Source organism: Nonomuraea terrae (assembly GCF_044465245.1).
Taxonomy (GTDB): Bacteria; Actinomycetota; Actinomycetes; order Streptosporangiales; family Streptosporangiaceae; genus Nonomuraea; species Nonomuraea terrae.
Map to the genome: position 1 here is coordinate 1014691 of NZ_JBITLL010000002.1, position 18213 is coordinate 1032903.

The 18213-nt window shown below is 71.0% G+C and carries 16 protein-coding genes; 9 read left to right on the top strand and 7 right to left on the bottom strand.

What is annotated here, in order from left to right; genetic code table 11:
• The first annotated feature begins 303 nt into the window (after window positions 1-303).
• The 6 genes from ACIBP6_RS11140 to eboE are packed head-to-tail and all read left to right on the top strand — an operon-like array spanning window position 304 to window position 5647.
• On the top strand, window positions 304-1491 hold the full coding sequence (locus tag ACIBP6_RS11140) for an inositol-3-phosphate synthase (RefSeq protein WP_397051044.1): 1188 nt from the start codon (window positions 304-306) through the stop codon (window positions 1489-1491).
• Window positions 1488-2333, top strand: a complete 846-nt coding sequence (locus ACIBP6_RS11145; RefSeq protein WP_397051046.1) for an SCO3242 family prenyltransferase — start codon at window positions 1488-1490, stop codon at window positions 2331-2333. The genes ACIBP6_RS11140 and ACIBP6_RS11145 overlap by 4 nt, the downstream gene beginning before the upstream one ends.
• Complete coding sequence (locus ACIBP6_RS11150; protein WP_397051048.1) at window positions 2330-3196, top strand: sugar phosphate isomerase/epimerase family protein; 867 nt, start codon at window positions 2330-2332, stop codon at window positions 3194-3196. Before ACIBP6_RS11145 ends, ACIBP6_RS11150 begins: the two co-directional genes overlap by 4 nt.
• Window positions 3141-3683, top strand: a complete 543-nt coding sequence (locus tag ACIBP6_RS11155) for an EboA domain-containing protein (protein WP_397051050.1) — start codon at window positions 3141-3143, stop codon at window positions 3681-3683. The genes ACIBP6_RS11150 and ACIBP6_RS11155 overlap by 56 nt, the downstream gene beginning before the upstream one ends.
• Window positions 3684-4529 (top strand): TatD family hydrolase, encoded by an 846-nt coding sequence (locus ACIBP6_RS11160; protein WP_397051051.1) that lies wholly within the window; start codon window positions 3684-3686, stop codon window positions 4527-4529. It begins immediately after the preceding gene.
• A gap of 2 nt (window positions 4530-4531) precedes the next feature.
• The gene (gene eboE, locus ACIBP6_RS11165) at window positions 4532-5647 is read left to right on the top strand and encodes a metabolite traffic protein EboE (RefSeq protein WP_397051053.1); all 1116 of its coding nucleotides are present in this window, start codon (window positions 4532-4534) and stop codon (window positions 5645-5647) included.
• Here the strand turns inward: eboE and ACIBP6_RS11170 are convergent.
• Window positions 5533-6873, bottom strand: a complete 1341-nt coding sequence (locus ACIBP6_RS11170; protein ID WP_397051055.1) for an RNA-guided endonuclease InsQ/TnpB family protein — start codon at window positions 6871-6873, stop codon at window positions 5533-5535. The genes eboE and ACIBP6_RS11170 overlap by 115 nt on opposite strands.
• 176 nt (window positions 6874-7049) lie before the next feature.
• Between ACIBP6_RS11170 and ACIBP6_RS11175 the strand changes: the two genes are divergently transcribed.
• Window positions 7050-8384 (top strand): alkaline phosphatase family protein, encoded by a 1335-nt coding sequence (locus ACIBP6_RS11175; protein ID WP_397051057.1) that lies wholly within the window; start codon window positions 7050-7052, stop codon window positions 8382-8384.
• A 26-nt stretch (window positions 8385-8410) separates the two neighbouring features.
• A complete protein-coding gene (locus ACIBP6_RS11180) occupies window positions 8411-9472 on the top strand; it encodes an amidohydrolase family protein (protein ID WP_397051059.1) in 1062 nt (353 codons plus the stop codon).
• Between the two features lie 105 nt (window positions 9473-9577).
• Here ACIBP6_RS11180 and ACIBP6_RS11185 read toward each other — a convergent pair whose 3' ends face one another.
• The 3 genes from ACIBP6_RS11185 to ACIBP6_RS11195 all read right to left on the bottom strand — a co-directional run bounded on the left by ACIBP6_RS11185 (window position 9578) and on the right by ACIBP6_RS11195 (window position 13716).
• Complete coding sequence (locus ACIBP6_RS11185) at window positions 9578-10735, bottom strand: ROK family transcriptional regulator (protein WP_397051061.1); 1158 nt, start codon at window positions 10733-10735, stop codon at window positions 9578-9580.
• 49 nt (window positions 10736-10784) lie between these two features.
• Entirely contained in the window at window positions 10785-12278 is a 1494-nt protein-coding gene (locus tag ACIBP6_RS11190; RefSeq protein ID WP_397051063.1) for a glycoside hydrolase family 36 protein, read from the bottom strand.
• A 79-nt stretch (window positions 12279-12357) separates the two neighbouring features.
• On the bottom strand, window positions 12358-13716 hold the full coding sequence (locus ACIBP6_RS11195; RefSeq protein ID WP_397051065.1) for an ABC transporter substrate-binding protein: 1359 nt from the start codon (window positions 13714-13716) through the stop codon (window positions 12358-12360).
• 148 nt (window positions 13717-13864) lie between these two features.
• Here ACIBP6_RS11195 and ACIBP6_RS11200 point away from each other — a divergent pair, with 148 nt between their 5' ends.
• Window positions 13865-15256: a hypothetical protein gene (locus tag ACIBP6_RS11200; protein ID WP_397051067.1), complete on the top strand. Its 1392-nt coding sequence runs from the start codon at window positions 13865-13867 to the stop codon at window positions 15254-15256.
• A gap of 77 nt (window positions 15257-15333) precedes the next feature.
• Here ACIBP6_RS11200 and ACIBP6_RS11205 read toward each other — a convergent pair whose 3' ends face one another.
• The 3 genes from ACIBP6_RS11205 to ACIBP6_RS11215 all read right to left on the bottom strand — a co-directional run bounded on the left by ACIBP6_RS11205 (window position 15334) and on the right by ACIBP6_RS11215 (window position 18089).
• The gene (locus tag ACIBP6_RS11205) at window positions 15334-16215 is read right to left on the bottom strand and encodes a carbohydrate ABC transporter permease (RefSeq protein WP_397051069.1); all 882 of its coding nucleotides are present in this window, start codon (window positions 16213-16215) and stop codon (window positions 15334-15336) included.
• A gap of 11 nt (window positions 16216-16226) precedes the next feature.
• Complete coding sequence (locus tag ACIBP6_RS11210; protein ID WP_397051071.1) at window positions 16227-17069, bottom strand: carbohydrate ABC transporter permease; 843 nt, start codon at window positions 17067-17069, stop codon at window positions 16227-16229.
• A gap of 387 nt (window positions 17070-17456) precedes the next feature.
• The gene (locus tag ACIBP6_RS11215; RefSeq protein ID WP_397051073.1) at window positions 17457-18089 is read right to left on the bottom strand and encodes a helix-turn-helix domain-containing protein; all 633 of its coding nucleotides are present in this window, start codon (window positions 18087-18089) and stop codon (window positions 17457-17459) included.
• Window positions 18090-18213 lie beyond the last annotated feature (124 nt).

The window sequence follows — 18213 nt, forward strand, 5'->3', positions numbered from 1 at the left end:
ATCCTCCTGATCAGCGAATGGTGTCAGGAGTCTGGCGTAGTGGTCCGTACAAGTAAAGAGGCGATATCCCAGGATAAAGCCCACTTGTCGGTAGTGGTCCGGACCACTTCGGCGAGACGTCCGCTCGTGCCGGCGCCGGAAATACGCCGGAGCGGGCGGCAGTTCAGGCGGCGGCGGTCCTAAGGCGCGGGCGATAGGACGAACCTCGATCAACTTCTGCTTGACCATCGGTAAAAGTCGCTCTTAACTGACATACCGTATGCACCTCGCATATGGCATGAAGCCCGACACACAGGAGCTTCCATGGACAAGGTCGGTGTGTGGCTCATCGGCGCACGCGGATCCGTGGCGACCACCGCGACCGCCGGCGCCGCCGCGATCAAAGCCGGACTCGCACCCCCGCAGGGATGCGTGACCGAATCCCCCCACTTCCCCGCAACGCTCGTCCCGCTCGCCGGCCTCGTCTTCGGCGGTCATGACATCACCGAGACGCCTCTGCGCAAACGCGCCGAGCAACTCGGCAGAGCCGGAGTCGTCCCCCCTCACCTGCCCGACCTGATCGCCGCCGACCTCGACGCCGCCGACGCCGAGATCCGCCCCGGCCACGTGCCCAGCCACGTGCCCAGCCACGTGTCCGGCGACGTGCCAGGCGACGTGCCCGGCGACCGTGACCAGGCGGCCGCCGCCGCCCGCCTGGGTGACGACATCGCCGCCTTCCGCACCCGCCACCGCCTGGCCCGGGTCGTCGTCGTCAACGTCTCCTCCACCGAGCCGCCCGCCGCCGACCGCCCGGAGTTCGCCCGGCTGGCCGACCTGGAGGAGCGGCTCGCGGCCGGCGACGACGTCCTGCCGCCGAGCAGCCTGTACGCCTACGCCGCCTTCCAGGCCGGCTGCGGCTACGTGGAGTTCACCCCGTCCACCGGTCCCACCCTGCCCGCGCTGGCCGAACTGGCCGCCTTACGGCAGGTGCCGTACGCGGGGCGGGACGGCAAGACCGGCGAGACGCTGGTCAAGAGCGCGCTGGCGCCCATGTTCGCGAGCCGGGCGCTGCGCGTGCGCTCCTGGTCCGGGCTCAACCTGCTCGGCGGGGGCGACGGCGCCACGCTCGCCGATCCGGCCGCCCGATCCAGCAAGCAGCTGTCCAAGGACCAGGTCGTCGCCGGCGTCTTCGACGAGCCCGTCGAGGGGCAGACGCACATCGACTTCGTCGCCGACCTCGGCGAGTGGAAGACCGCCTGGGACCACGTCACTTTCGAGGGCTTCCTCGGGGTGCGGATGGCGCTGCAGTTCACCTGGCAGGGCTGCGACTCGGCGCTGGCCGCCCCGCTCGTGCTGGACCTGGCCCGGCTGGTGGCCCGCGCGCACGAGAAGGGACGGCACGGCCCGCTGCCCGAGCTCGGCTACTTCTTCAAGAACCCGCTGGGCGGCGGCGAGCACGCACTGGCCGCCCAGTACGCCCGGCTGCGCGCGTTCGCCGAGGAGCTGTCGTGAGGGCGCTGCTGGAGCTGGTCCGGGCCCCGGCCGCGCTGTCGGTGCCCGGCGACACCATGGCCGGAGCGGCCGCCGCGGGCCGATGCCCGAACGCCGGACTGGCCCTGGCGTCGGTGCTCATGTACTGGTCGGGCATGGCGCTCAACGACTGGGCCGACCGCGAGGCCGACGCCGCCGTGCGGCCGGAGCGGCCGATCCCGTCCGGCAGGATCCGTCCGGGCACCGCGCTCGGCCTCGCGGCCGCCCTCACCGGGGCCGGCCTGGCCGTCGCCGCCGCCGCCGGCGGGCGCCGCGGCCTCACCACCGCCGGGCTGCTGGCCGGCGCGGTGTGGGCGTACGACCTGGGCCTCAAGCGGACGGCGGCGGGCCCGGCGTCGATGGCGGCCTGCCGCGCCCTCGACGTGCTCATGGGCGCGGGCGCGCAGGCGCGGGCCGCCGTGCCGATGGCGCTGGCGGTCGGCGCGCACACGTACGGGATCAGTGTCCTGGGCCGCGCCGAGGTGACGGGGGCGTCGCCCGCGACCGCCGGGCGCGCGCTGGCCGCCAGCGGGGCGGCGGCCGGTCTGGCGGTCGCCTCCAGCCTGCGCGGCGACGCCGCCGCCCGGGCGGGCGCGGGCGTCCTCATCGCCGGGTATCTCGCCTCGACGCTGCCGGTCCAGGCCGGCTTACGGGCCAGTCCCGACCCCGAGAGCGTACGGCGAGCCGTCCGCCTGAGCATCCTCGCGCTGATCCCGCTCCAGGCGGCGGCGGTCGCGGGGAACGGCCGGTTCGCGGCGGCGGGCGCGCTGCTGTGCTCGCTGCCCGTGGGCCGGTGGCTCTCGTCCAGGATGGCGACGTCATGAAGTGGGCGTACTGCACCAACGGCTTCGGCGACCACCGGCTCACCGAGGCCCTCGAGGTCCTGGCCGAGCTGGGTTACGCCGGTGCGGCGATCACGCTCGACCGGGGGCACCTCGACCCGTACTCCCCCGGTCTGGCCGCCGAGGTGTCCAGGATCGCCGGGCTGCTCGACCGGCTGGGCCTGTCCGCCGTCGTCGAGACGGGCGGGCGCTACACCCTCGATCCCTGGCACAAGCACCATCCGACGCTCATCAGCGACGGCGCGGAGCGCCGTTCCGCGTTCCTGACGACGGCGATGCGGATCGCCGCCGACCTGGGCGCCCCCGTGGTGCACCTGTGGAGCGGGGCCCGGCCGGACGGCGTGACCGAGCAGGAGGCCTACGCCCGCCTGGCCGGCCGGTGCGAACGGCTCCTCGACGAGGCGGACCGGACCGGCGTCACCCTGGGGTTCGAGCCGGAGCCCGGGATGCTCGTCCAGGACCTGGACGGTTTCGAGCGGCTGCGCGCGCTGCTCGGCGCCCATCCGCGCTTCGGTCTCACCTTCGACGTCGGCCACGCCCACTGCGTGGAGCGGGACGACGTGGCCGCGTGCGCGCGGCGGGCGCTGCCGTACACCGTGCACGTGCAGATCGAGGACATGCGCCGCGGGGTCCACGAGCACCTGGAGTTCGGCGAGGGCGAGATCGACTTCCCTCGCGTGCTCGCCGAGCTGCGCGGCTACTCCGGCCTGGTGGCGGTCGAGCTGGCCCGGCACGGTCACGCGGCCCCGCAGGTCGCCCGCCGATCGATCGATTTCCTGAGGAGGGCACATGAGTCAGGCGGAGCACGAGTGGCTGGCGCAGGCGGTCCGGCGGGTGGAGGCTGACCCGCGGGCGATCCACCTGCTCTTCCCGCAGGCCGAGCGGCGCGGCGGCCCCGACGCCCGCGGCGCGCTGCTGCGGGCGCTGCGCGGCGACAGCGCCGCGAACAGCGCGGTGATCAGCGCCGTGATCAGCGCCGTGATCAGCGACCTGTACGTACGCGGTGACAGCGGCGAACGGCTGGCGATCCTGTCCGCGCTGCCCGATCTCGACGCGGGACCGGAGGCGGTGGGGCTGGTGGAGGACGCGCTGCGCACCAACGACACCCGGCTGGTCGCCGCCGCCCTCGGCCCGTACGGCTCGGCGTGGCTGGACGACCACTCCTTCCGCCAGGGCGTGCTCAAGTGCGTCTTCATGGGGATCCCGCTGGCCTCGGTCGCGGGCCTGGAGCGCCGGTTCGACGCCGAGCTCGCCCGCATGTTGTCGGACTACGCGGCGGAGCTGCGGGCGGCCGGCCGGCCCGTCCCGCATGACGTCATGGAGAGGATCTGAATGCGCATCTTCGACCCGCACATCCACATGACCTCCCGGACCACCGACGACTACGAGCGCATGCACGCCGCGGGAGTACGCGCCGTGGTGGAGCCCGCCTTCTGGCTGGGCCAGCCGCGCACCAACGTGGGCAGCTTCCTCGACTACTTCGACGCGCTGCTCGGCTGGGAGCCGTACCGCGCCGCGCAGTACGGCATCCGCCACCACTGCGCGCTCGCGCTCAACCCGAAGGAGGCGAACGACCGGCGCTGCGCGGGCGTGCTGGCCGAGTTGCCGCGCTATCTGCTGAAGGACTCCGTGGTCGCGGTCGGCGAGGTCGGCTACGACTCGATGACGGCCGAGGAGGAGCACGCCTTCGAGACCCAGCTCACCCTCGCCCGGGAGAACGACCTGCCCGTCCTGGTGCACACGCCGCACCGGGACAAGGCCGCCGGCACCCGCCGCACGCTCGACGTGGTGCGGGCCTCGGGGACGCCTCCCGAGCGGGTGCTGGTCGACCACCTCAACGAGGTGACCGTCGGCCTGGTCGCGGACTCCGGCTGCTGGATGGGGTTCTCGATCTACCCGGACACCAAGATGGACCCGGAGCGGATGGTGGCCGTGCTCAGGCAGTACGGCACCGCCAGGATGCTGGTGAACTCGGCCGCCGACTGGGGCCGCAGCGATCCGCTGAAGACGCGCGCGGTCGCCGACGCCATGCTGGCGGCCGGCTTCGGCGCGGACGACGTGGAGCAGGTGCTCTGGCGTAACCCGGTGGCCTTCTACGGGCAGAGCGGGCGGCTCAGCCTGGAGTCGGGCGCCGAGGCGGGCCCCGACTACGCCGGCAACACGATCAAGCGAGGCTGACCATGCGGCTGCGGCATCCGGACGGCTCGGCCGTCCACCTGTCCTACTGCACCAACGTGCACCCCGCGGAGGATCTGCCCGGCATCCGCCGCCAGCTCTCCGGCGTCGCCGCGCGGGTCAGGGCGCTGCTCGGCGCCGACCGGCTCGGCGTCGGCCTCTGGCTGCCCCAGCCGGCCGCGGCCGGGCTGCTCGCCCGGCGCGACGACCTGGCCGCGCTCCGCGAGCAGCTGACCGCGCTCGGGCTGGAGGTCGTGACCCTCAACGGGTTCCCGTACCGGGGCTTCCACGACGAGGTCGTGAAGTACCGGGTGTACCAGCCCGACTGGGCCGAGGCGGAGCGGCTGCGGTACACGCTCGGGCTGGCCGAGATCCTGGCCGCGCTGCTGCCGGACGACGTCGCCGAGGGCACGATCTCGACGCTCCCGCTCGCCTGGCGTACCGGTTGGACGGCGGACAAGGCGGCGGCGGTCATGGCCAACGTGGACGCGGCCGCCCAGGGGCTGCGGGCGCTGACCGCCAGGACCGGCAAGGTGATCCGGCTGGGCTTCGAGCCGGAGCCCGGCTGCCTCATCGAGACGACCCCCCAGGCGGCCGCCCTGCTCGGCGACGTCGACCACGACTACCTGGGCCTGTGCCTGGACGCCTGCCACATGGCCGTCGGGTTCGAGGAGCCGGGTGCGGGCGCCCGTACGGAACTGCCGGTCGTCAAGCTCCAGGCGTCGTGCGCGCTGGAGGCCCCGCCAGGGGCGCAGCGGGCGCTGGCGGCGTTCGACGAGCCCCGGTTCCTGCACCAGACGCGCTCCGCCGGCGGGTTCACCGACGACCTCGGAGAGGCGCTGGCCGGCGGCCTGCCCGCGGACGAGAGCTGGCGGGTGCACTTCCACGTCCCGCTGCACGCCGACCCGCCCGCGCCGCTCACCACCAGCGCGCCGTACCTGGACGGGCTGCTGCGCACGCTCCTCGGCGGCCCCGCCCCGCTGACCCGGCACGTCGAGGTGGAGACCTACACCTGGGCCGTGCTCCCGGACGCGCCGCCGGACCTCGCCGCCGGCATCGCCGCCGAGGTCGACTGGATGCGGGGCCGGCTGGCCTCGCTGGGACTGAAGGAGCAGTGGTGACTCCTCCGCTCCTTGAAGGGAGCGGCTTCTCGCCAAGCCGCTCCCGCAGCCTCACGAAGGGCAAGCCCTGCCCTCAGGATGTTCTCGGCTGCGTTGACGTCGGCGTGCGCAGCGTGGCCGCACGCCATGCATCGGAACTCGGCTTGGGTGAGGCGGTTCTCCTTCGCCACGTGCTCGCAGCGGGCACAGGTGCGGGAGGTGTTGGCGGGGTTCACCGCGATCAACTCTCGACCGGCGCTTTCAGCCTTGTGCGACAAGATCGCCAGAAACACCCCCCAACCCGCGTCGCGGATGCTTCGGTTGAGCCCGGATTTCGCGGACCCGCCGTTGGGCAGGTAGCCGCCGTCGCCGTCCGGCTTGGGCGTGACACGCCTGGTCATGCCCGCGACGTTCAGCGCCTCGTGCACGATCACGTCATACCTGCGAACCAGGCGCAGGGCGGCCTTGTGCACGCCGTCCAAGCGCTGCCGTCGCACTTTGTCGTGCAGCGCGGCCACTCGCGCGACGGCCTTACGGCGACGCTTGGAGCCGCGCTTCTTGCGGGCCAGGTCCCGCTGTGCCGCCGCAAGACGGTCAGCGGTCGCTGCCGAGTAACGCGGGTTGGCCACGTGTTCGCCGTCGCTCGTGGTGACCAGCGACGCCACGCCCATGTCGATCCCGGCGACCGCACCGGTCGCGGGCAGGGTCTGCGCGGGGACGTCCGCGCACGACAAAACCACGTACCAGCGGGAGGCCTCCCGCTTGACGCTGATCGTCTTCACCCGGCCCTTCACGGCCCGGTGCTGGTGCACCCGCACATGTCCGATGCCGAGCAGATAAACCCGTGTCGCCGGTTCGTGTGGCTGGGAGTCCCACGTCGCGCCGTTCTTGACCGCGGGCCACTCGACCGTGTCGAACCGGCCCCGGCCCTTGAAGCGCGGGTACCCGGCCTTCCGTCCAGCCTTCACCCTGCGGAAGAACGCCGTGAACGCCCTGTCGAGACGGCGAAGGGTCTGCTGCTGGGAGCCTGCCGACCAGCGGCCCTGACCGTCAGGGTCCGCCCTGCGGATCTCCTTCAGCTCCGCCGACTGCTCGCCGTAGCGGATCGTGACACCGGCCTTGGCGTAGGCGGTGCGGCGGTGCTCCAGCGCGGCGTTGTACAGCTGCCGATGATCCTCCAGGCACCGCGTAAGCGCGGCGGCCTGCTTGCTGGTGGGGCGCAACAGGAACACGAACGACCTGCGCACTCCCACCTCCCACGTTCGGTAACCAGACGACCACGGTACCGGCTGGCACCGACAAAATCCGGAAGGACATCTGTGATGCGCGGACCCGGCAGGTCAGAGCACACTCGGGCCGTGACGGCCCTCCCACTCCCGATCCCGCCGACGGCTGAAGCCGCCGGCCCCCTCGGGAGGTTCTGATGGCACCGCTCGTCGTGATCAACGTGGTGGGGCTGACCCCGCGCCTGCTGGCGCACATGCCGAACGTGGCCAAGGTGGGCGCGGCGGCCACGCTGCGGCCCGTGCTCCCGGCGGTCACCTGCTCGATGCAGGCCACCCTGCTGACCGGCACGATGCCGCGCGAGCACGGCATCGTCGGCAACGGCTGGTACTTCCGCGACCTCGGCGAGGTCTTCCTGTGGCGCCAGCACAACGCGCTCATCCAGGGCGACCAGCTGTGGACCGCCGTGCCCGGCCTGCGTACCGCCAACGTCTGCTGGTGGTACGCGATGGGCGCGCCCACCGACCTGCTCGTCACCCCGCGCCCGATCTATCACGCCGACGGCCGCAAGTCGCCCGACTGCTACACCCGGCCGGCCTCGCTCCACGACGATCTGGAATCCGCGCTGGGCACGTTCCCGCTGTTCAACTACTGGGGCCCGACCGCGGGGATCGCCTCGTCCGAATGGATCATCGGCGCGGCCCGCCGCATCCTCGAGCGTGAGCGGCCCGACCTGATGCTGGTCTACGTCCCGCACCTCGACTACGACCTGCAGCGGTACGGCCCCGACGGTTCCGAGGCGATCGCCGCCGCCCGCGCCGTGGACGCCGCACTGGCGCCGCTGCTCGCCGAGGACGCCGAGGTGGTCGTGCTGTCGGAGTACGGCATCACGCCGGCGTCCCGCCCGGTCGACGTCAACCGGGCGCTGCGCGGTGCGGGACTGCTGGAGGTCTACACCCAGGAGGGGATGGAGTACCTCGACCCGTGGGCGTCGCGGGCGTTCGCCGTGGCCGACCACCAGGTGGCCCACGTGTACGTACGCGACCCGGCCGACCTCGCCCGCGCCCGCGACGTCGTCGCCGGGCTGCCCGGCGTGGACGAGGTGCTCGACCAGGCGGGCAAGGCGAAGTACGGGCTCGACCACGAGCGCGCCGGTGAGCTCGTCGCGGTGGCGGAGCCCGACGCCTGGTTCACCTACTACTACTGGCTGTCCGACGACCGGGCCCCGGACTTCGCCAGGCTCGTGGAGATCCACCGCAAGCCCGGCTACGACCCGGCCGAGCTGTTCATGGACCCGCGTGACCCCTTCGTCAAGCTGCGTGCCGCCGCGGCCCTGGCCAGGAAGACCCTGGGGTTCCGCTACACGATGTCGGTGGTGCCGCTGGACCCGGCGCCGGTGCGGGGCAGCCACGGCCGGCTGCCCGACGCCGCCGAGGACGGCCCGGTGCTCATCGGGCCGTTCGAGGGGGACGCGTACGAGGCGACGGACGTGAAGGGGTTGCTGGCCGGCCTGGCGCGCGAACGGGCGACGTAGGCTGAGGGCCGGCGGAAGGGGCCGGCGTGCCAGTGTGGCGGTTGCGGGGGATCATCCTGCCGGGCGACGAGCCGGGCGAGGTCTACGTGGACGGGGACCGGATCACGTTCACGCCGGTGGCCGGCGCCGAGACCGTCGCCGACGGCGGCTATCTCATGCCGGGCCTCGTCGACGCCCACTGCCATCCGGGCACGTCGGGGATCGGTGAGCCGCTGGACGAGCGGCTGCTGCGCACCCACGGCGAGCAGCTGCGCGCGGCCGGCGTGTCCGCGGTGCGGGTGCCGGGGTCGGCGGGCCGGCTGCCGTCCTGGTTCGGCGACGATCCCGGTCTTCCGCGGGTGTGGGAGGCCGGTCTGGCCGTCGCCGCGGAGGGAGGCTTCTTCCCCGGCTGGGGCCGGCAGCTCCCGCAGGAACGGATCCCCGCGGCCGCCGTGGAGGAGTCACGAGCCTCGGGCGGCTGGTGCAAGCTCATCGTCGACTGGCTGACCGGCGACGACGGGTACGCCCCCACCATGTCCCCCGAGGTCGTGGCCGCGGCGACGCGGGCGGTCCGGCAGGCCGGCGGCCGGGTGGCGGCGCACACCCAGCACGCCGGCGGCGGCACCGCCGCGGTGCTGGCCGGCGTCGACTCCGTCGAGCACGGCATGCACCTGCCGGAGCACCTGCTGGCCACCATGGCCGCTCAGGGCACGGCACTGGTCCCCACCGCGACGGCCTTCGCGCAGCTCGCGCCGCTGATGGCCGATCCGCAGGTGCCGGCGGGCACGCGTACGTGGTTCGGCGAGGGATGGCGGCGGCATCCCGGCCTGGCCCGCGCCGCGTACGAGGCCGGGGTGACCGTCCTGGCGGGCACCGACCTGCCGCCGGGTCACCTCACCGACGAGATCAGGTGGCTGGCGGAGGCCGGCCTGCCCGGTGACGTCGCCGTCGGCGCGGCGTCGTGGACGGCCCGCGCGTGGCTCGGCCTGCCGGGCATCGAGGAAGGCGCGCCCGCCGACATCCTCGCCTTCGCCACCGACCCCCGCCGCCGGCTCGACGTCCTGGACCGGCCGAGCCGCGTCGTCGTGCGCGGCCGCCTGGTCCGCTGACCGAACCGGTACACACTCCCCTGCCCGCTCCGGCCGCGCTCAGCTTCCGAGGTCCGCGACGGGATGTGTTCCGGAACCGGCAGGAGTGACGGCTCCAGAACGATCTCAGTTCTGGGGGGTGAGAGGCGCGGGCATGCCGTCGGTGAACAGTCGGGAGTCGACCTCGTCCAAGGCGACGCGCAGTGCGCCGAGGGCGACGCTGTCCGCGCCCAGATTGGACGCCCTGATCTCGGGGACACGCAGGCAGAGGCGGCGCAGCTCCCGCTCCAGGGGGTCGATGAGGAGGTCGGCGGAACGGGAGTAGCCGCCGCCGAGGACGACGACCTGCGGGTCGAGGGTCAGCACGAGTGCCGCCGCCCCCACGGCGAGGTCTTTGACATAGCGGCGGAGCGCGGTGCTGGCGTCGCGGTCGCCTTCGCGGGCGCGTTCGAAGACCCAGGCGGCCTTGTCGTTCGGGTGGATGCCCTCGGGCACCCCGGGACAGTTCTGGATGTGGGAGGGAGCGGAGAGCCAGCGGACCGCTTTGAGTGCGCCGATCTCCCCGGCCGCCCCGCCGTAGCCGCGTCGCAGGGTGCCGTCGAGGATGAGACCGGCGCCGGTCCGCATGCCCGCCAGCAGGTAGACGATGTCGTCGGCGTCCTGCGCGGCACCCTGCCAGCGTTCGGCGACGGCGGCGAGCTTGCAGTCGTTCTCGACCAGGATCGGGCAGCTGAAGCGGGCCGCGAGGTGCTCGGCGGGAGAGACGCTCGCCCAGCCCGGCAGCGGGGTGAACAGCGTGGTGCGGCCGGTGGCGTCGACCGGGCCGGTCACTCCGACCGTAACCGCCCAGATCTGGTCGGGCCGCATACCGGCGGCTGACAGGCACTGGGAGATGGCGGTGTCGACGGCCTCCAGCCGTGCGGCCGGGGCCGCGTCCGGGTCGACCGGCAGCCGGTGGCTGCGCAGCACCTGTCCTTCGAGGTCGGCGAGGAGGACCAGGATCTTGTGGCCGCCGACGTCGACGCCGAGCACGTGTCCTGCGCCGGCGTTGAAGCGGTAGCGGCGAGCCGGGCGGCCGACGCTGCTGCCGTCGGGTTCGACGACCTGCACCCATCCGTCGGTGACCAGCCCGCGGACCACGACGTCGGTCCCCGGACGGGACAGGCCGGTGCGTGCGGCGAGCTCGGTGACGGTGGCAGGTGGCTGACCACGCATCGCCCGGACGATGCTGAGCGAGTTGAGTTCGCGCAGCTTGCTGACATCGGCTCCGGCCGCCTCGGGCACCGCTTACCCCCCAATTATGCTTCGTTGAAGCGAAATTCTAGCGGTCCCCTCACGAGATCGGGTACTGCTGCCCCGCGTCCAGCGCGGCGGTGAAGTCCACCGTGCGGCCGTCGATGGCGAAACTGTATCGGCCTACCTGGCGGATCTCGGGCTGCTCGGCGAGGTAGGCGGCCATGCGCTCGAGCTCGTCCGGGCTGAGCCAGGACGGCGGGTCGGAGACGGCCTTGAACCCGCAGATCGCGGCCAGGTCCCGCAACCAGCTCATCTGGGTCTCGGTGAGCAGGTTGAGGCGGCTGCGGAAGTACACGACGTCGGGGTCGACCTGAAGGAGACGCGACTGCCAGAGCCGGTGCAGCGTGTTCACGACGGCGTTGTAGGCCATCGCGTCCGAGGGGTCGTCGCTGGCGTAGTTGGTCCACAGCGGGGCGACGTCGGGGCCGCTGCGCAGCCCGTCGACCAGTCCGAGCGAGGGCAGCAGCAGGCCTCCGCTGCCGAGCAGGTAGACCTCCGGACCCGCGACGCGCCGGATCAGGGCGAGCGCGTCCCGGTACGCCTGCTCGCGAGGTGCCCCGGAGTGCCGGACGCCGGGGATGGCGCCGGCGTTGATGAAGTCGATCTTGAGATAGGTGAAGCCCCATTCGTGCACGACGCGGTTGATCAGCCGGGTGAGGTGTTCCTGGACGCCGGGGTGGGTGAGGTCCAGGGCCCAGTAGGCGGTGCCCCAGTTGTGGCCGGCGACGACGGGCTGCCCGTCGGCGCCGCGCAGCAGGAACTCGGGGTGTTCGCGGGCCGTCGCCGACGTGGGCAGCACGATGAACGGCGCCAGCCAGAGGCCCGGGTTCATCCCGATGGCGGTGATCCGTTCGGTCATGGCCCGCATGCCGGAGGGGAACTTGTGGTTGGGCTCCCAGTCTCCGACCGCCAGCTCCCAGCCGTCGTCGATCTGGACGACGTCGAACGGCAGACCGGCCAGTTCGTCGATGTCCTTGTTCAGCGTCTGTTCGGTGATGCCTTCGTAGTAGGCGTACCAGGTGCACCACACGTTGCCCGCGCGCCGGTCGCTGCTGCCCAGCCGCTCGGCCAGCTGCTCGGTGTACTGGGCGAGGACCTCCTGCTCGGAACCGTACGCGAGGAACCAGGGGGCCCCGTCGTCCTCGCACCAGCCGGCGAGGGTGTCGTGGTCGGCGGCCAGCCGCGGGGTGCCCAGCCCGAGAGAGCCCAGCAGCAGCACGCGGCCGTCGGCGCCCTGCAGCGCGGCCACGGCCGAGGAGTGGTGACGGGCCGGGTCGTCCCAGACGGTGTCGTCGGCGGTCAGGCGCCGTTCGGGGCCGGCGATCCGCAAGGGGGGCTCGCTGAGACGGCGCCACCCGCAGGGGCTCCAGGAGTTCTGGCCGTGGCGGTAGAACAGGGCGTCGGTGAGGCCGTGCAGGATCGCGACCCGGCCCGGCGGCAGGATCAGACCACCGGCGACGGGCGTCGGGGGCTCGGAACCGGTGAGTTCGACCGCGAAGTCGCGGCCGGCCAGGTTGACGAGCAGGGGCATGGTTCTCCTTCGAGCAGCGGTGACCGTCCGGCGGGATGCTCAGCGTGGATCCCGCCGAACGGGGCAGATGATGGAACGGTCAGCCGAACAGGGCGTTGACCTGCTGATTGGCTTTCGTCAGGGCCTCAGCGGGCTCGATCTGACCGAGGATGACCGACTGCAGGGCGTCCTGCACGATCTGGCTGATCTCGGTGCCGTGCTCGGTGATCGGCAGGAGGAACGTGCCCTCGGGAGTCTTGGTGTAATCGACGTACACCTGCACGTCACGGCCCTTGGCCTGGTGCGCGGCCAGCGCCTTCTCGGTCGAGGTCTTGATCGCGGGGAAGACCACGGCGTTGCCGGCGACCAGGTCCTGGCAGTCGGCCGACCCGAGGTACTTCACCCACTTCCACGCGGCGTCCTTGTTCTCGGTGCCCGCCCAGATCGCGTCCGACAGGCCGTTGATGGCGCTCTTGCGGACGCCGACCGGGCCGACGGGCAGCGGTGCGAGCGCGAACTTCTGCTTGGCGCCGTCACCCAGGTAGGTGTTGATGGTCCAGGAGCCCGCGATCGTCAGCGCGGCCTTCCCCGAGTTCATCACCGCGTCGATGCCGAGCGTCGACTGCGTCTCGAACGGGGCCGCGTATCCCTTGTCTGTCAGCGCCTTGTACCAGCTGATGGTCTCGATCAGTTTGGGGTCGTCGTACTTGTACTGGGTGCCCCACGGGTTCTTGTCCAGGTAGGTGAAGCCGTTGGCGGCGGCCAGCTCGCCCCATCCGTTCTGGCCCTGGGAGCCGTCGTTCCATTCCGGCTGGTATCCGTAGACCGCGACGTTGTCCTTGTCGAAGGCCGGGTCCAGCCCGTTGCGGCCCTGCTCGTCGGTGGTGAGCTTGGCGATGACCTGCTCGAAGGTGCCGCCGTCGGCGGGGTTCCAGGTGAGGTCGGCCAGCTCCTCGGGCTTGACGCCGGCCTTCTCGAGCATCTCGCTGTTGTAGACGATCGCCTCGGTGTCCCAGTCCTTTGGCAGGCCGTACCGGCGGCCGTCCTTGGTCCAGAGCTCCGCCAGCCCCTCCTGGTACTGGCTCAGGTCCATCTTGTCGGCGTCGACGTAGGGCTGGATGTCGAGGATCTGCTGGCTGGACACGAACTGCGGGTAGTACGACACCTGGTTGGTCCACACGTCCGGGGCTTCGCCGGCGGCCAGCTGCGTGGTCAGGTTCTGCCAGTACTGCGCCCAGGCCGTCTGAGTGATCTTGACGGTGATGTTCGGGTTCGTTGTGTGGAAGGCATCGGCGCAGGCCTGGTAGGAGGCCTGCTGGTTGTCGTCCCACAGCCAGTAGTCGAGCGTGATCTGGCCGTCCGCCGCCTCGCCGGTCTCCGAGCCGCTGCACGCGGTGAGCGCGGTGCCCGCCAGCAGCCCGCACAGCAGCGCCGCGCCGATCCGCTTCCTGTTGGTCATCGAGGTGCCTCTTCCTGGGGGGAGGTGGGCCGAGGGCCGCGAAAAGTCCCTCTTGCCTTGTTCGCTCTATCGAATAATGATGTGGCTCATCGAAAATTTGTCAAGGCTAGCTCATAAGTGCCTTGACGGACGTCATGTGGAGGCTTCGATGGTCCACTCTCCGATGAAGCGGCCCGCCCGGCTGGCGATCGTCGCCGTCCTGGCCGCGGTCGTGGCGGCGGCGCTGCCCGCCACCGGCTCGACCGCGGCCACACAGCCGGGCTGGCGGCCCCTGGCGGCGGCGGAGGCCCCGGACGCCAATCCGTTGAAGGGCTTCATCCCGTACGCAGGCGCCTATACGACGTTCCCGCACTCGATGGAGTGGTTCTACCTGCCGCTGAACGCGGTGATGACCGGTCCCCACCGGTTCGACTGGCGGCCCCTGGAAGAGCAGCTGAACACGATCGCCGCCCGAGGCCACCAGGCGGCGTTCCGGTTCTACCTGGACTATCCGAGCAAGCCCAGCGGCATCCCGCAGTTCCTGCTCGACCAGGGCCTGATGACCCGCCCGTACGACGACTTCGGCAACAACGGGCAGAGCGTGTCGCCCGACTACGACGACCCGAACCTGGTCGCCGCGCTCGACCGGTTCATCGCCGCGCTCGGCCGGCGCTACGACGGAGATCCGCGGGTGGGGTTCGTCCAGCTCGGCCTGCTGGGCTTCTGGGGCGAGTGGCACACCTGGCCGTACAACGGCGACGGAACGGAGAACTGGTTCGCGTCCCCGGCCCAGCAGCTCAGGATGCTGAACGCGTACGACGCGGCCTTCGACGAGACCAGGCTCATGGTCCGCTACCCCGGCGCCGACAACAGGGCGCACGACCTGGGTTACCACGACGATTCCTTCGCCTACTCCACCCTGCCCGGACCCGGCTGGCACTTCATGGACCTGATGCGGCAGGCCGGGACCACCGACAAGTGGAAGAGCAACACGGTCGCCGGCGAGTTGCGGCCGGAACTGCAGGGCTGCCTCTTCAACACGCCGATGGACTGTGCCGGTGACGGGGACAAGGACTTCGCCGCCGGCGTCGCCCAGACCCACGCCACCTGGCTGCTCAACCACTACGCCTTCAGCCCCGGCTACACGGGCGCCGCCTACGGCAACGCTCTGGCCGCAGCGAAGTCACTGGGCTACGAGCTGCAGGTCACCGCCGTGAGGAGCGAGGCCCGGCACCGCGGCCTGGACCTCGCCGTCCGGATCAGGAACGACGGCGTCGCCCCGTTCGCCTACGACTGGCCTGTGCAGGTGGCCGCCGTCGGCGGCGACGGCCGGATCGCCCGGGTCTGGACGACCTCGTGGCGGCTGACCGGCGTCATGCCCGGCGTCCCGGCCGAGCTCACCGCCGCCCTGTCCACCGAGGACCTGCGCAAGGGCGACTACACACTGGTGCTACGGGCCGCCAACCCGCTGCGGCACGGCATGCCGCTGCGCTTCGCCAACGCCGGCCAGGACACGACCGTTTCCGGCTGGCTCACGCTGGGCCGGACCAGGATCTCCTGACCTCGGCCGACGGAATCACCGGCGGGCTGACACCCGTAACCGACCCCGGGCCGGTCACCGGCCCGGGGTCTCGCTGTTCACTTCATGCCGGAGAAGTTCATGGACTGCACCAGCCGCCTGCCGAGGAAGACGAGCAGGAGGAGCACCGGCAGGATGGACAACACCGATCCGGCCATGAGCCCGCTCCAGTCCGGTGCCCGGTTCGGGGACTGCTGGAGGAACACGCCCAGGCCGACCGTGAGGACACGGGTGCTCTCGCCCTTCGCGACCAGCAACGGCCACAGATAGTCCTTCCAGCTCCACACGATGGTGGTCAGCCCGATGGTGATCAGCGGACCCCGGCTCATCGGGAGCACGATCCTCCAGAACATCCCCCACCGGCTGATGCCCTCGAGTGTCGCGGCCTCCTCCACGTCCCTGGGGATGGACAGGAAGAACTGGCGCAGGAAGAACACCGCGAACGGGGTCATCAACAGGCTGGGCAGGACCATGCCAGGAATGGTGTTCAGGATCCCCAGCTGCTTGACGAGGACGAAGTTCGGCAGGAGCGTGAAGATCGGCGGCACCATCAGCGCGGCCACGACGATTCCGAACACCACGTCCCTGCCCGGGAAGCGCAGCCGGGCGAAGGCGTAGCCGGCCATGGCGCAGCAGAAGGTCTGTACGGCGGCGATCAGTCCGCTGTAGACGAGCGAGTTGATCGTGTACCGCAGGAAGTCGATCTGCGCGCCCGACCCGCCGGCGGCTCTGGCCTGTTCGGCGTCGACCAGGCCCAGGATCCGGGCGAAGTTGATCAATGTGGGGTTCTGGGGCCACAGCCCGGTCGAGTCGCTGTAGAGGTCGGCCGCGGGAGTGAGGGCCGTACGGACCATCCAGTAGAAGGGGAAGACGGTGAGCACGACCGCGGCGATGAGGGCGAACCAGGTGACGCCTCTGCCGATCCTCAATCCGGAGAACATCAGAAGGCTCCTTAACCCAGGTCCGAGCGCGACGCGCGCAGCATCCGCATCTGGACGGCGGTCAGCACGCCGAGGATGACCACGAGGACCATCGCCACAGCGGCGGCGTATCCCATGTGGAAGTAGGTGAAGGCCTGCTGGTAGATGTAGTAGTAAATGACGCGGGTCTCCGGAATGGGCGGTTTGCCACCGTACACGACCGCGACCGTGTCGAAGATCTGGAACGAGCCGATCAACGACACCACCAGCACCAGCGCCAGGATCGGCCGCAGGAGCGGCAGGGTGATCGATCGGAACATCCGCAGCTCGCCGGCGCCGTCGATCGCCGCACCCTCGTACAGATGTTGCGGTATCTGCAGCATCCCGGCGTAGAGCAGCAGCGCGGTGTAGCCGGTGTAGGCCCAGCTGTTGACCAGGGCCACCAGCGGCATCGCCCAGGTCGGGGAGTTGAACGACAGGGTCGTGTCGAGTCCGGCGAGGTCGAGGAGGTGGTTGACGAATCCGAGGTCGGGATCCAACAGCCACGCCCATAACAGGCCGATCGTCACGTTGGGCACCAGCCACGGCACCAGGAGCGCCGCACGCAGCACGATGGACCGGGTCAGCCGGTGCATCAACGCCGCCAGGCCCAGTGCCGCCACCGTCTGCGAGACGATGTTCACGACCACGTAGTAGCCCGTGACCTTCAGCGCGTTCCAGAACTGATCGTCGGTGATGAGCTTCGTGTAGTTGTCGGCGCCCACGTACGACGGATCGTTGAGCAGGCTGTAGTCGGTGAACGAGTACCACACGCCGCGGACGGTCGGGTAGGCGTAGAAGACGAGGAAGCCGACGATCACCGGCAGCAGGAACAACCATCCGACGAGCCGATCGTCCCGCCGCTTCCGTGGGCCGCCTCCGCGGCCGGGAAGCCCCGCACGCCGGCCGGCGCCAGCATCGAGTCGTGGCTCAACCGCGTGCATGCGTGCTCCTCATCGACAGCCACTCACCGGCATTCCACGGCCGGCCATCGGTTAATAATGATGCGGGCTAGCGATATTTTGTCAAGAGCTAATCATATATACGGCTGGCCAGGAGCGCGCGTTCGCCCGTGCGGGGTCGGAAGGCGGCGATTTCGCTGAGCAGGATCCATGCGGCCGGCCTTCGTCGCCGAAGATCCGCCGACGTGCCGTCGGCATGCTGGACGCCGGCGTGAGCCGGTCGATGACGAACGGACGGCTCGCGCCCCGGCGTGAGTGCTCTCAGAGGCCGGCTGGTGGGGCAGCGGCCGCGCTCACGTAGGCGATCGGGCCGCCGGCCAGGGATTCGAGGCGCTTGCCGAGAAGGAGTTCGGCGATGCGCAGGTCGTCGGATGCGCCGGCCGTGATCATGTTGACGGACGTGTCGAGGTCGCTGATGTAGCCGGCGAGCCTGGCATCGAAACGATGGCGGACCAGGCCATTGTCGGTCAGTTTGGTGTCCCAGTCGCTCAGCCCCGTCAGTACGGCGACGACGAAACCGCCGAGTGTCACCGGGAGAACCCCGGCCTGGGCCACCTTTTCCGGCCTGCCCATCCACCATCCGCGCAGCGCCTCCAACAGGTCCGCGGATGGCAGATCAGCGTGAAAGCCGATGAAGGAGCGATCTTCTTGTAGGACAGGCTTCGCCACGTCGACGCGTAACACTGCCATCGTGGTGCCGCCCGTTGCCGTGGGCAGCAGGCGATGGAGCGCCACAGCGGAGCGAGCCTGGATTCGTCGCGCCACGTCCGTAGGGATGAGCACTTTGCCGCCGGGTTGACCGGCCGCAGGAAGCAGGCCCGCAGCCGTGATCTTCCGCAGAGCGTCGTAGGAGAGGTTGAGGTGGGCGGCGGCTTGCCGCAGGGTGAGGGGCATGGGCTCGTGAGGCCATCTCTCGGTCAGCTGCGTTCGGACGTCCGAAGTCGATCAGGTGAACGTGCGAGTTGTCCAGAAAATGGCCGGAGCGACGGCGGCGCCGGATCGGATGACCGGACAGCGA